At 65.0% G+C, this 13,900-nt stretch carries 10 protein-coding genes; 6 read left to right on the top strand and 4 right to left on the bottom strand.

Annotated elements, in window-relative coordinates; genetic code table 11:
- Positions 1 to 52 precede the first annotated feature (52 nt).
- The 3 genes from zwf to eda are packed head-to-tail and all read left to right on the top strand — an operon-like array spanning position 53 to position 3,962.
- Positions 53 to 1,495, top strand: a complete 1,443-nt coding sequence (zwf, locus tag AVO45_RS08140) for a glucose-6-phosphate dehydrogenase (protein ID WP_068345770.1) — start codon at positions 53 to 55, stop codon at positions 1,493 to 1,495.
- 1 nt (position 1,496) lies between these two features.
- On the top strand, positions 1,497 to 3,302 hold the full coding sequence (gene edd / locus AVO45_RS08145) for a phosphogluconate dehydratase (protein WP_068345772.1): 1,806 nt from the start codon (positions 1,497 to 1,499) through the stop codon (positions 3,300 to 3,302).
- 3 nt (positions 3,303 to 3,305) lie between these two features.
- On the top strand, positions 3,306 to 3,962 hold the full coding sequence (eda, locus tag AVO45_RS08150) for a bifunctional 4-hydroxy-2-oxoglutarate aldolase/2-dehydro-3-deoxy-phosphogluconate aldolase (protein WP_068345774.1): 657 nt from the start codon (positions 3,306 to 3,308) through the stop codon (positions 3,960 to 3,962).
- Positions 3,963 to 3,968: 6 nt separating this feature from the next.
- Here eda and AVO45_RS08155 read toward each other — a convergent pair whose 3' ends face one another.
- A complete protein-coding gene (locus AVO45_RS08155) occupies positions 3,969 to 5,834 on the bottom strand; it encodes an ABC transporter ATP-binding protein (RefSeq protein ID WP_068345776.1) in 1,866 nt (621 codons plus the stop codon).
- 170 nt (positions 5,835 to 6,004) lie between these two features.
- On the opposite strand from AVO45_RS08155, the gene speB reads away from it, so the two are divergent.
- Entirely contained in the window at positions 6,005 to 6,982 is a 978-nt protein-coding gene (gene speB / locus AVO45_RS08160; protein ID WP_068345778.1) for an agmatinase, read from the top strand.
- Between the two features lie 51 nt (positions 6,983 to 7,033).
- On the top strand, positions 7,034 to 8,245 hold the full coding sequence (locus AVO45_RS08165) for a pyridoxal-phosphate-dependent aminotransferase family protein (protein WP_068345780.1): 1,212 nt from the start codon (positions 7,034 to 7,036) through the stop codon (positions 8,243 to 8,245).
- Positions 8,246 to 8,254: 9 nt separating this feature from the next.
- Here the strand turns inward: AVO45_RS08165 and AVO45_RS08170 are convergent, their stop codons facing one another.
- On the bottom strand, positions 8,255 to 8,434 hold the full coding sequence (locus tag AVO45_RS08170) for a hypothetical protein (RefSeq protein ID WP_068345782.1): 180 nt from the start codon (positions 8,432 to 8,434) through the stop codon (positions 8,255 to 8,257).
- A 68-nt stretch (positions 8,435 to 8,502) separates the two neighbouring features.
- Positions 8,503 to 9,609, bottom strand: a complete 1,107-nt coding sequence (locus AVO45_RS08175) for a pyridoxal phosphate-dependent aminotransferase (RefSeq protein WP_068345784.1) — start codon at positions 9,607 to 9,609, stop codon at positions 8,503 to 8,505.
- 162 nt (positions 9,610 to 9,771) lie between these two features.
- Here AVO45_RS08175 and AVO45_RS08180 point away from each other — a divergent pair, with 162 nt between their 5' ends.
- Complete coding sequence (locus tag AVO45_RS08180; RefSeq protein WP_068345786.1) at positions 9,772 to 10,554, top strand: crotonase/enoyl-CoA hydratase family protein; 783 nt, start codon at positions 9,772 to 9,774, stop codon at positions 10,552 to 10,554.
- An 85-nt stretch (positions 10,555 to 10,639) separates the two neighbouring features.
- On the opposite strand, the gene AVO45_RS08185 is transcribed toward AVO45_RS08180, so the two are convergent.
- Complete coding sequence (locus tag AVO45_RS08185; RefSeq protein ID WP_068345788.1) at positions 10,640 to 13,729, bottom strand: valine--tRNA ligase; 3,090 nt, start codon at positions 13,727 to 13,729, stop codon at positions 10,640 to 10,642.
- Between the last annotated feature and the right edge of the window lie 171 nt (positions 13,730 to 13,900).

The raw sequence follows: 13,900 nt of genomic DNA on the forward strand, positions 1-13,900 counted from the left end.
TGACCCGATCGCCTTGATATGGTTGCGGTGAGGAAGTGAGGAGGAGCCCGGCATGGTTTCACGCGTGATACCGGTTGACCCGTTCGATCTGGTGTTGTTCGGCGCGACCGGCGATCTGGCGCAACGCAAGATCCTGCCGGCGCTCTATCACCGTTTCGAAGTGGGCCAGATGCCGGAACAGGCGCGCATCATTGCCTCTGCCCGAAGCGACATGGAAAGCCATGCCTTCAGAGAGCATGTGCGCTCGGGCCTGCGGGACAAGCCCGAGGTAAAGGCCGAAATTCTCGACAGGTTTCTGGAACGGCTGGAATACGTGGCCGTTGACGCACTGGGTGAGACGGGTTGGAACTGCTTGCGCGAAATGCTGCGGCCGGACGTCGTGCGCGCCTTTTACCTGTCGGTTGGGCCAGGCCTGTTTCCCGAGATTGCCCAAAGGCTGCATGACCATGGTCTGGCCACGCCGGACAGCCGGATCGTCGTGGAAAAACCCTTCGGGCACGATCTCGAATCCGCCAAGGCATTGAACGAGGGTCTGCGCCGTTGTTTCGAAGAGCGTCAGATCTACCGGATCGATCATTATCTGGGCAAGGAGACCGTGCAGAACCTGATGGCGCTGCGCTTTGCCAATTCGCTGTTCGAGCCGCTATGGAACGCGTCTCATATCGACCATGTGCAGATTACCGTTGCGGAAACCGTAGGGGTCGAAGGGCGCGAGGCCTATTACGACAGGGCCGGCGCCATGCGGGACATGGTCCAGAACCACCTGATGCAACTGCTGTGCCTGACCGCGATGGAGCCACCATCGAAATTCGTTCCAAACGCGGTGCGCGACGAAAAGGTCAAGGTGATCGAGGCGCTGGAGCCGGTCGAACCCGGCGACATCGCGCGTGGACAATACCGCCCGGAAAAGGGTGGCGACGGCTATCTCGATCACGTCGGCAACCCCGACAGCCGCACCGAAAGCTTCGTGGCTCTCAAGGTGCACGTCGCCAATTGGCGATGGGCGGGGGTGCCTTTCTATCTGCGCACGGGCAAGCGGCTGCGCGCGCGCGAATCCGAGATTGTCGTGGTGTTTCGCGATCCGCCGCATACGATCTTTCCCAATGTCGGCCATCTGCACGGAAATGTTCTGGTGATCCGCCTCCAGCCGGACGAAGGGATCACCCTGAGCACCACAATCAAGGACCCTGGCCCGGGCGGTTTCCGACTGGCCGATGTGGCGCTGGACATGAGTTTTGCCGAGGCTCTGGGCGGTAATGTCCGGGCGCAGGATGCCTATGAGCGACTGGTGATGGATGTAATTCGCGGGGACCAGACCCTGTTCATGCGTGGCGACGAGGTCGAGGCCGCCTGGGCCTGGGTCGATCCGATCGTGCATGCCTGGGAAGATAGCCGCGATCGCCCGTCACCCTATGATCCGGGCAGTTCCGGCCCCGAAGAGGCATTGATGCTGATGCATCGCGACGGCCGCCGCTGGCGCCAGATCGGAGGTTGATATGGTCCATTCCGTCATATCCGAGGTTACCGAGCGGATCATCGAGCGCAGTTCGCCAACACGGAAAGCGCATCTTGAACGCATGGAACAGGCACGTTCCGACGGGCCTGCGCGGGCGCATCTGGCCTGCAGCGGACAGGCCCATGCCTATGCCGCCGCCGGACCGGACCAACCGGCGCTTGCCAAAGGGCATGCCGGCAATCTGGCGATCGTGACCGCTTACAATGACATGCTCTCGGCACATCAGCCGTTCGAACGCTTTCCCGAGCTGATCCGGCAGGCGGCGCGCTCGGCCGGGGGAACGGCCCAGGTGGCGGGCGGGGTTCCGGCGATGTGCGACGGGGTCACGCAAGGGGCGGCGGGGATGGAGCTGTCTCTGTTTTCCCGTGATGTCATCGCGCTGTCGGCGGCGGTGGCGCTCAGCCACAACACTTTTGACGCCGCCGTGTTCCTTGGTGTGTGCGACAAGATCGTTCCGGGCCTCGTCATCGCCGCGCAGAGCTTTGGCCACCTTCCGGCGGTTTTCCTGCCTGCCGGGCCCATGACCAGCGGCCTGTCCAATGAGGAAAAGGCAAAGGTGCGCCAGAAATTCGCCGCCGGCGAAGCCACGCGCGAAGAACTGATGGCTGCCGAGATGGCCGCCTATCACGGCCCCGGCACCTGTACCTTCTACGGCACCGCCAACACCAACCAGATGCTGATGGAGTTCATGGGCCTGCACCTGCCGGGCGCCAGCTTTGTCAATCCGAACACGCCGTTGCGCGATGCATTGACCGAGGAAGGCGCCCGCCGCGCCCTGTCGCTCAGCGCGCTGGGCAACAATTACACGCCCGTCTGCCAGATCCTCGATGAGCGGGCCTTCGTGAACGGGATCGTGGGGCTGATGGCCACCGGCGGTTCCACCAACCTGCTGATCCACCTGCTCGCCATGGCGCGCGCGGGGGGCATCGTGCTGGATTGGCAGGACTTTTCCGACATCTCGGGCGTCGTGCCGCTGATTGCCCGCGTCTATCCGAACGGTCTGGCCGACGTGAACCACTTTCACGCGGCGGGGGGCTTGGGCTTTGCCATCGGCACCCTGCTGGATGAGGGGCTTCTGCACCCCGACACCCTGACCGTGGCGGGGCGCGGGCTGCACCGCTACACGCAGGAACCCAGGCTGATCGACGGCGGACTGGTCTGGCAGGACGGCGCTCGTCGCAGCCTCAATGACAAGATCCTGCGCCCGGCGACCGACCCGTTCCAGCCGACCGGCGGGCTGTCGCGCCTGACCGGATCTTTGGGCACGGCTGTCATGAAGGTGTCCGCCGTCGCGCCCGAGCATCAGGTGGTCGAGGCGCCCGTGCGGGTGTTCGACGATCAGGAAGCGGTCAAGGACGCCTTCAAGGCCGGCGAATTCACCGGCGACGTGGTCGTGGTGGTCCGCTTTCAGGGACCCAAGGCCAACGGGATGCCCGAGTTGCACTCGCTCACGCCGATCCTGTCGGTCTTGCAGGGGCGGGGGCAGAAGGTGGCCCTGGTCACCGATGGCCGCATGTCGGGCGCGTCGGGCAAGGTGCCCGCGGCGATCCATGTCTGCCCCGAGGCGCTCGAGGGCGGCCCGATCGCCCGCCTGCGCGACGGTGATCTGGTCCGGGTCGACGCCGTGGCCGGCAGGCTGGAGATCCTGACCCAAGGCGTATCGGATCGCCCGCCGGTGCGGGCGGACCTGTCAGGCAACCAGTTCGGGGTCGGGCGCGAACTCTTTGCGGCCTTCCGCTCCGCCGTGGGATCGGCGGACACCGGCGCAAGCGTGTTTCGAGGCTGAGCCATGACGTCCAAATCGCTCCGCATCCGAGAAGTCTGCTCGATGGCTCCGATCCTGCCGGTTCTGGTGGTCGAGGACGCGGCAAATGCCAGGCCGCTGGCCGAGGCTCTTGTCGCGGGCGGATTGCCCGCCCTGGAGGTCACCCTGCGCACCCCGGCGGCGCTGGACGTGATCCGGGCGATGGCCGACCTGCCCGGAAGCGTGGTCGGCGCCGGAACGCTGGTGATGCCCGAGGACGTGCGCGCGGCCAAAGACGCCGGGGCGCAGTTCGGCGTGTCGCCCGGCGCGACGGATGCGCTGATCGCGGCCTGCGAGGCCGAGGGGCTACCGCTTCTGCCCGGCGCCGTCACCGCGTCCGAGGCAATGCGTCTGCTGGAAAAGGGCTATGACATCCTCAAGTTCTTTCCGGCCGAGGCCGCTGGCGGGGTTCCCGTGCTCAAGGCCCTCGCCGCACCCCTGCCGCAGATTAGCTTTTGCCCCACTGGCGGCATTTCAAACGCGAATGCGCGGGAATACCTGTCATTGCCCAACGTCATTTGCGCCGGCGGCAGCTGGGTCGCCCCGGTCAAGATGGTGCAAGGGCGGGACTGGGCCGGGATCGAGGCGCTGGCAAGGCAAGCCGCTATGCTTTCGGCCAACTCTGCCTCGTCGGCAGGCTGACCCCTTTCAAGCTCCCCGCCCGAGGAAACTGGACAGCAGTCTCTGCAGCCAGCCCTGAGGCGGTTCCACGCCATTTTTCGCCTTGGGCGTCAGCGCCGCCACCCCTTCGGGGTCCACCGCGGTAAGACCATCCTCGAATTGCAGGCGGTAGAGGTCGGCATACAGCCCGCCTCGGGCAAGCAACTCGTCATGCGTCCCCTCGTCCACGACCCGCCCGCGATCCATGACGACGATCTTGTCGGCATTGCGGATGGTGGACAGGCGGTGCGCGATGACGATGGTGGTGCGCCCTGCGGACAGCCGATCCAGCGCCGCCTGCACGACCCGCTCGGACTGCGCATCGAGCGCCGAGGTGGCCTCGTCCAGCAACAGGATCGGCGTGTTCCGCAACAAGGCCCGCGCGATCACAACCCGCTGCCTCTGCCCCCCGGACAGCGCCGACCCGCGCGGGCCGACCTGCGTGTCCAGACCGTTTTCGAGCTTGGGCAGGAAATCCGACACATGGGCGGCGTCGAGAACCTTCTGCAATTCCTCGTCCGAGACGTCTTGGCGCCCCAGGACGATGTTCTCCCGCAGCGTGTCGTCGAACAAAAGCGCGTCCTGCGACACCACCGAATAGAGGTTGCGCAGATCGTCCAGCGCCATGCGGTTCACGGGGACATCACCGACCTTGATGGTGCCGTCCTGCGGGTCCACCAGACGGGTGAGAAGGTTGAAAATCGTCGATTTCCCCGCACCCGACGCGCCCACGATGGCGGTCGTCCTGCCCGCTTCGGCGGCAAAGTCGAGGCCGCGCAGCACCTGCGCGTCCCCGTAGGCCAGCTTCACGCCCTGCATCCGCACGTCCGGCAGACCGGTCGGCGCAGGAACCGGGTTTTCCGGGGATTTCAGGAGGATCGGGGCGTCGAGCAGTTCCTTGACCCGCTCCATCGAGGCCGCCGCCGCCTGCCAGGTGCCCGAAACCGAGGCAAGCCGGCGCATCGGGTCAAAGGCAAGGCCGATCGCGGTGAAGAAGCTCATGAACTGGCCGACGGATTTTTCGCCCGCGATGATCTCGGACCCGCCATAGAGCAGGACGCCCATGAACCCCAGCCCGGCCATGATGTCGATCAGCCCGGTGATGGAGGCCGTTCCCAGCGCCGCACGGGTTTCCGAGCGCACGAACCCCTTTTGCTGAGAGGTATAGCGGTTGACCTGGTATCTTTCGAGAATGTTGAGCTTGATCGGAACGATGCCGTGAAAGATCTCGTCCAGCCGGGTTGAAAGAACGGCGCCCAGATCACGGGCGCTGGCCGCCTTTTTCCGCACATATCTCTGCGCGGCGGCGATCGGCAACAGGACCAGCGGAATGCCGATCATCATGACGGCCGTCCAGATGGCATCCACGTTGATCGCGACGCCCAGCAGCACCACCAATGAGACCAGATCCTTGCCGGCGCCGGTGATGACCGCCCGCCAGACCAGGTTGATCGCCTGAACGTCGCCATTCACCCGCTGCAGCAGATAGCCCGGCGGGTGGGTCTGGTGAAAGGACGTGTCCTGCCGGATCAACCGGTTCAGCAGGTCGGTCCTGAGTTGCGCCCCGGTTTGCAGGGAAATCCGTGTCAGAAGCGTTTTCTGAACGACGCCCGCCAGACCCCGCACCGTGAAGATCAGGAAGAAGATCGCGCTGACCCAGCCCAACGCGCCTGAATTGCCCTTGACGAAGATCTCGTCGAACATGGGCTGCATCATGTAACTGAGCGCGCCGACCATCGAGCCTTCGAGGAACATGAAGATCAGGGCCACGCCCAGCAACCACATGCGGTTGCGCAGGTAGTGACGCCAGAGCCAGCCAAGCAGTTCGGCTGACGACATGGGTTTGTCGCGCATCGATTTTTCTTTCCTGTCAGGGAATTGCTGCGGGGCTTGGCTCATGGCGGCCACATTTAAGCAGGCCCGCCTTCAGGCGCAAGCGTCGGTATTTTCTTTCGACCGTCTTGATCTTGCCCGTCAAGCGGCCACTGTGGCGACTGACGGCAAGACGACAGAGAGGATGACTCATGGGCAACACTGACGGATTTCAACCGGTTTCGGGCTTTGACCTGCCGCGCTTTGCGGGTGTGCCGACCTTCATGCGCCTGCCGCTGATGGGTCTCTCCGATCCGCGCCTCGCACAGGTCGACGTGGGGTTTCTGGGCCTGCCTTGGGACGCCGGCACGACCAACCGCCCCGGTCCGCGGCACGGTCCGCGCCAGGTGCGCGACCTTTCGACGATGATCCGGGCGCAGCACGGGGTGTCGGGGGTGCGCCCCTTCGATCTGGTCAACTGCGCCGACCTTGGCGATGTGCCGCCCAACCCGGCGGATCTGCAGGACAGCATGAGCCGGATCACCGCAGCCGTTTCGCAGGTGCGTCAGGCCAGAGTGCTGCCGGTCGCGGTCGGCGGGGACCACCTGTGCTCGCTGCCGGTTCTCCGGGCCGTGGCGACCGACGGCCCCGTCGGGCTGGTGCATTTCGACAGTCATACCGACCTGTTCCACTCGTATTTCGGCGGGTCGCTCTACACCCACGGCACCCCGTTCCGGCGGGCCATCGAGGAAGGCCTGCTTGACCCCGCGCGCATGGTCCAGATCGGCATTCGCGGCACGGCATATGACTCCGAGGACAGGGAGTTCGCGGCAGATCAGGGCGTGCGCATCATCACGATCGAGGAGTTTTTCGACCGTGGCGTTGCCGATGTGATGGCCGAGGCCCGCCGCATCGTCGGGCAGGGTCCGACCTATGTCACTTATGACATCGACTTCGTGGATCCCGCCTTTGCCCCCGGAACCGGCACCCCCGAGGTCGGTGGCCCGACCTCGTTCCAGGCCTTGCAGGTGGTGCGCGAACTGCGCGGGGTCAACATCGTCGGCGCTGACCTTGTTGAAGTGTCCCCACCCTTCGACAACGCGGGCGGAACGGCGTTTCTGGCGGCTTCGATCCTGTTCGAGATGCTCTGCGTGATCGCCCCGCGCCTGGCCGCGGCCAAGGCGGATTGACGGAAAGCGCTGCGCGGCTAGTGTGGGTCGACGATTTTTCAGGCGGGTTCCATGAAGAAAGACATCTCACTGGCGCAGGGGCGCGGGTATCTGGCCATTCCGGGCCCTTCGGTCATGCCCGAGGCGGTCCTGCGGGCCATGCACCGCGCCGCCCCCAATATCTATACCGGCGAAATGGTCGATATGGTGCCCGCGCTGATCGAGGACCTGCGCCGCGTCGCGCGGACCCGGCACGATGTGGCGATCTATATCGCCAACGGGCACGGCGCGTGGGAGGCGGCCCTGTCCAACGTGATCGCACCGGGGGAAACCGTTCTGGCGCCTGCTTCGGGGCTGTTCGCGCATGGCTGGGCCGAGATGGCGCGCGGGATCGGGGCCGAGGTCGAGTTGATTGACTTCGGCAAGGCCGCGCCTTGGGACATGGAGCGCATCGCCCAGGCTCTGCGTGCCGATACTGCCCACCGGATCAAGGCGGTTCTGGCGGTGCATGTGGACACCTCAAGCTCTGTGCGCAACGACATCCCAGCACTGCGGACAGTGCTGGACGAGTTGGACCACCCGGCGCTGCTGATGGCCGATTGCATTGCCTCGCTGGGCTGCGACCGGTTCGAGATGGACGACTGGGGCGTGGATGTCATGGTTTCCGCCAGCCAGAAGGGGCTGATGGTCCCGCCCGGGGCGGGGTTCGTCTTTTTCAACGACAAGGCGCAGGCCAAACGGAACGCCATGCCGCGCGTTTCAAAATACTGGGACTGGGTGCCGCGCGCGAACCCCGAAATATTCTACCAGTATTTCGGCGGCACGGCGCCCACGCATCACCTGTATGGCCTGCGAACGGCTCTGGGCATGATCCACGAGGAAGGGATCGAGAATGTCTGGGCGCGGCACGAGCGGCTGGCGCAGGCCATCTGGGCGGCATGTGAGGTCTGGGCCCAGGGCGGGGCGCTGGAATTGAACGTGTCTGATCGGAATGCTCGCAGCCATGCGGTAACGGCATTGCGTCTGTCGGACGGCAAGGCAGCGGCGTTGCGCGAATGGACCGAGGCGAACCTGGGCCTGACACTCGGTATCGGGCTGGGCATGGCCGCCCCAGACGGGAGCGGGCGCGACGACCATTTCCGGTTGGGGCACATGGGGCATCTCAACGGCCACATGGTGATGGGCATGCTGGGCGGGATCGAGGCAGGCCTGTCCGCGCTGGGCGTGCCACGCGGCTCGGGTGCTCTGGAGGCCGCGGCCGCCGTGATTGCCGGCAACGATTGAGGCTTGGTTTCAGCGCGGGCGGCGCGACAGCAGGGTAATGCCGTGATTCAGCGCCAGGGCCAGCGCCAGCGCCGCCAGAAATCCCCAAATCGCCCAGATCATGACGAAGATCCACATCAGGTTCACGCCCAGCATCGTCAGGGCGGGGACGGTGTAGTCCGGTGCTCTGCCGATGTTGTCTCCACGCATGGGGGCCTCCCGTCTCTGCGGGAATATCCTAGCAATTCTGCGCAGGTTGTCAGGTAAATCTGCCGCGATCAGCCGCGCGCCGCCGCCAGGGCCTTTGGCAGAGCGTCGGTAAAGGCAGCCAGATCGTCCTCGGTGCCACAGCTGACGCGGATGCAGCGGTTTTGCGGGGCAGCAAAGGGCATGCGCACGAAAATCCCCTGTTCGACCAGCGACTCGAGCACCGCCTTGGCAAAGGCGCCGTCCTGTCCGCAATCAATCGCGACGAAATTGGTGGCCGAGGGCAACGGGACCAGCCCGTTGTCTTTTGCGATCTCGCCGATCCGGGTCCGTGCCTTGCTGATCCGTGTCTGAACGGTCGCCAGCCAGTCCTGGTCGCGCAGGGCCGCAAGTGCGCCGGCCTGGGCCGCCCGGTTCATGCCGAAATGGTTGCGGACCTTGTTGAAGGCCGCAATCAGCCCCGGCGCACCGATGGCATAGCCGACCCTTGCCCCCGCCATGCCATAGACCTTCGAGAAGGTCCGCATGCGGATCAGTCGGGGGTCATCGGCGCTGACCGGTGCGGCGGTTCCTTCGGGGGCGCATTCCACATAGGCCTCGTCAAGAACCAGCAACGTGCCCTCAGGCAGAGCGTCCATCGCTGCGACGATATCCGCTCCGCTATGCCAGCTTCCCATCGGGTTGTCCGGGTTGGCGAGGTAGACCAGTTTCGCATTCACCTCGGCGGCCTTGGCGAACAGCGCGGCAGGATCTTCGCGGTCGTCCTTGTAGGGCACCTTGTGCAGCTCACCGCCATATCCCGCGACGTGGTAGTTGAAGGTGGGATAGGCGCCTTCCGAGGTCACCACGGTATCGCCGGGGCCGACCATCAGCCGCACCAGATAGCCCAGCAGCCCGTCGATGCCTTCTCCGACAACGATGTTGTCCGGGGTGGTGCCGTGATGCTCGGCCAGCGCATCGCGCAGGTCGTGGTTTTCCGGGTCGCCGTACATCCAGATGTCGCTGCTTGCCCTGGCCATGGCCTCGATCGCTTTCGGCGACGGGCCGAAAACGCTTTCATTGGCGCCCAGCCGCGCGACGAAGGGCGCGCCGCGCTGCCGCTCCTGCGTCTCGGGGCCGACGAAAGGCACGGTGGCGGGCAGGGATCGGGCAAGCGGGGTGTAGCGCGGTTCACTCATGCCGGCAGATAAGCGAAAGTGGCGGCACTCGGCAAGAGCGCCCCTGCGCCGAACGGGCTGCGGATCGTTTCGCCCGGTAGATCGCATATTTGCCCCGACGTAGCTGTGGAAGCCGACGGGCGTTCCGGGCAAACTGGGGGAAACAAAAGCTGGGAGGCCCGCATGGCGCGCGTATCTGTCGAATACAAGGATCATATCGCTCACGTCACTCTGACCCGCGGCGACAAGCTCAATGCGCTGGATGACGCGATGGTCAAGGCGATCATCGCGGCTGGCGAGGAGGTCGCCGCCTCGGACGCCCGCGCGGTTGTCCTGTCGGGCGAGGGCAAAAGCTTCTGCGCCGGGCTCGATCTGGCCAGCTTTGCGAAGATGGGGCAGGTCGATCCGACCGAGTGGCTGCTGTCGCGGTCGCATGGCGACACCAACGAGATGCAGGAACTGGTCATGATCTGGCGCCGCGTGCCGGTGCCTGTGATCTGCGCCGTTCAGGGGGTGGCCTATGGCGGCGGTCTGCAACTGGCGTTGGGGGCGGACGTGCGCATCGCGCATCCCGAGTCGAAATGGTCGGTGATGGAGATGAAATGGGGCATCGTGCCCGATCTGGGCGGGATGGTTCTGCTGCCCAGGCTGGTGCGCTCGGACGTGCTGCGCCTGCTGACCTACACCGCCCGCCCGATCACCGCCCATCAGGCGGCCGAGTGGGGGCTGGTGACGCAGCTGTCGGATGACCCGCTGACCGAAGCGATGGCGTTGGCCGAAGAGATCGCGGGCAAGAGCCCGTCGGCCATTCGCGCGGCCAAGCGCCTGATCGAGGTTGCCGAAACCAAGGACCGTGAAGAGGTGCTGATGGCGGAATCCAGCGAACAGGTGCAATTGATCGGCAAGCCGGACCAGATGGAGGTCATCGCCGCCCAGATGCAGGGCCGCAAGCCGGTGTTCAAGTAATCGCTTTTCAAGGCCCGACGCAAAACCCCGCCGCAGGTGAGTGCGGCGGGGTTGCTTTTTGAGTATTTGAAAAAAGGTGAAGCGGTCAGGCGATCTCGGCCAGGCGGGCGAGCGCCTCGTTGATCCGGGCCTCTTCCTCTTCGCGGGCGGCGAGGTTCGCCCGGGCCTCTTCCACGACCTCTTCGGGGGCCGAGGCCACGAATTTGGGGTTGTTGAGGCGACCGCGCAGGCCGCCCAGTTCCTTGGCGAGCTTGCCCTTGGCCTTTTCCAGGCGTTCCTTCTCGGCGCCGATGTCGATGATGTCGGCCAGCGGCAGCCCGAACGAGGCGCCGGGGGCCGAGATCGAGATCGTGCCCTTGGGCAGGGCATCCACCTTGGTCAGGCTTTCGATCCGCGCCAGCCGCTTGATCAGAGCCTCGTTGCGGTCCCATGCGGCCTGTCCGTGGGCGTCGATCTCGGTCACCAGCATGGGCACGTAAAGCCCTGCGGGCACACGCATTTGCGCGCGCGCCGAGCGGGTGTTCTCGATCACCGAAATCACCCAGTTCATCTCGCGATCCGCGTCGGAATCGATGAGATCCGCCGCCTTGTAGTCCGGCCAGTCGGCGTGGATCAGCATCTTGGGCCGCTCGGCGGTCAGGCCCCACAGCTCTTCGGTGATGAAGGGCATGATCGGGTGCAGCAGGATCAGGCACTGGTCCATCACCCAGCGCATGGTGGCCTGGGTTTCTGCCTTGGCGTCAGCGTCTTCGCCCTGCAGCAGGGGTTTGGAGAGTTCCACGTACCAGTCGCAGACCTTGCCCCAGACGAAGGCGTAAAGCGCGTTCGCCGCATCGTTGAAGCGGTAGCTGTCCAGCGCGGCGTCGACCTCTTCGCGGACGCGGGCGGTTTCGCCGATGATCCAGCGGTTCACCGCGTTTGTTGCGTTTTGTACCTGTGCCAGATCGCCGATCGTCCGTTTTGTACCATCGTAGACACCGTTCATCTCGGCAAAGCGGACCGCGTTCCACAGCTTGGTGCCGAAGTTGCGATAGCCGGTGATGCGTTCCTTGGAGAGTTTCAGCACCCCGCCGATCGCCGCCATCGAGGCGTTGGTGAAGCGCAGCGCGTCGGCGCCGAACTCGTCCACGATCTCCAGCGGGTCGATGACGTTGCCGGTGGTCTTGGACATCTTCTTGCCCTTCTCGTCGCGGACGAGCTGGTGCAGGTAGACGGTGTGGAACGGAACCTCGTTCACCACCGCGAGCTGCATCATCATCATCCGGGCGACCCAGAAGAACAGGATGTCGAAGCCGGTGATCAGGACATCGGTCGGGAAGTATTTCCGAAGCTCTTCGGTCTGCTCGGGCCAGCCCAGCGTGCCGATGGGCCAGAGGCCCGACGAGAACCAGGTGTCCAGCACGTCGGGGTCGCGCCAGACCGGGTAGACCAGTTTCGTCGGATCCTGGTCGATCGCGTATTGCGCCAGGCTCTCGGCGAAGGTGTGGATGGCCTCGTGCTTGTCGGCCACCTCGATCACGGTGGCGTGGCTGAGCGGGCTGGGCAGGTCGGCGTTGTCGTCCACGAAACGCTCGGTCACCTCTTCGAAGGAGGCGGCGCAGTGCAGGACGTGGCCGCGGTGCAGCATGCCGCCTTCGTTCAGCAGGCGGCCCAGTTCGACCAGGTCCAGGGCACCGTCGTTTTCGTCGTCGCGGAATTCCTCGGCCGACAGGTCCAGCCCATACCAGACCGGGATCTGGTGGCCCCACCAGAGCTGGCGCGAGATGCACCACGGTTCGATGTTCTCGAGCCAGTGGAAATAGGTCTTTTCACCGCTTTCGGGGATGATCTTGACCTCGCCCGAGCGCACCGCCTCGAGCGCGGGGCCGACGATCTGTTCGGCATCCACGAACCACTGGTCGGTCAGCATTGGCTCGATCACCACCTTCGAGCGGTCGCCGAAGGGTTGCATGATCGGCTTGTCCTCGACCTGGATCATCAGGCCCTCGGCGTCGATGTCGGCGACGACCTTGCGGCGGCATTCGAAGCGGCTGAGGCCGCGATATTCGTCCGGCACCAGGTTGATGGCATCGACCTGGCCTTCGGTGAAGTCGGTCCTGCCGAACAGGTCCTGCGCCTTGGCGGCTTCCTGGGCATAGGGCGCGCCGTCGTCGCGCATGTGGCCGCGCGTGTCCATCAGGCGGTAGCAGGGAATGTTGTTGCGCTTGGCGACGTCATAGTCGTTGAAGTCATGCGCGCCGGTGATCTTGACCGCGCCCGAGCCGAAATCGGGGTCGGGATATTCGTCGGTGATGATCGGGATCAGGCGGCGGTGCTCTTTCGGGCCGACCGGGATTTCGCAGAGCTTGCCGACGATGAGCGCATAGCGTTCGTCCGACGGATGCACCGCCACCGCGCCGTCGCCCAGCATCGTCTCGGGGCGGGTGGTGGCGATGGAGATGTAGTCGCGCTCTTCCTCGAGGATGACGTTCCCGTCCTCGTCCTTTTCGACATAGGTATAGGTCTCGCCCCCGGCCAGCGGGTATTTGAAGTGCCACATGTGGCCCGACACCTCGATGTTCTCGACTTCGAGGTCCGAGATCGCGGTTTCGAAATGCGGGTCCCAGTTCACCAGCCGCTTGCCGCGGTAGATGTAGCCTTTTTGATACATGTCCACGAAGACCTTGATGACGGCGTCGTGGAAATTGGGGCTGTTCTCGTGCCCGGTGCGCGGGTCACCCGGCGCGCCGGCCATGGTGAAGGCGTTGCGCGACCAGTCGCAGGAGGAGCCGAGCCGCTTGAGCTGCTCGACGATGGTGCCGCCGTATTGGCCCTTCCACTCCCAGACCTTTTCGAGGAAGGCTTCGCGGCCCAGTTCGCGGCGGCCGGGCTGGTCGGTCGCGGCCAGCATCTTTTCCACCTGCAACTGGGTGGCGATACCGGCGTGGTCCTGTCCCGGCTGCCACAGCGTGTCGAAGCCGCGCATCCGGTGCCAGCGGATCAGGATGTCCTGCAGGGTGTTGTTGAAGGCGTGGCCCACATGCAGCGCGCCGGTCACGTTCGGCGGCGGGATCATGATGGTGAAGGTTTCGTCGCGCGACTTGTTCGCGCCTGCCTTGAAGGCGCCGGCCTCTTCCCAGGCCTTGTAGATGCGGGCCTCGGCTTGGGCCGCGTTGAACGTCTTTTCCATCGCCATGGGGCACTTCCTGCGTGATCTGGTTCGGAGTCGATGCCTGCAATAACGAAAGGGCGCGGGAAGGGAAAGGCTTTGCACGACATGGGCGGCCCTTGCGAGGCCCCTGCGTCGCTCTGGACATCGGAAAGCGGTGGGCTAGGCTGAGCTTTCGTGGCAGCAGAGGGGGCGGGA

Origin of the sequence: Ruegeria marisrubri, from assembly GCF_001507595.1 — a bacterium.
GTDB lineage: Bacteria > Pseudomonadota > Alphaproteobacteria > Rhodobacterales > Rhodobacteraceae > Ruegeria > Ruegeria marisrubri.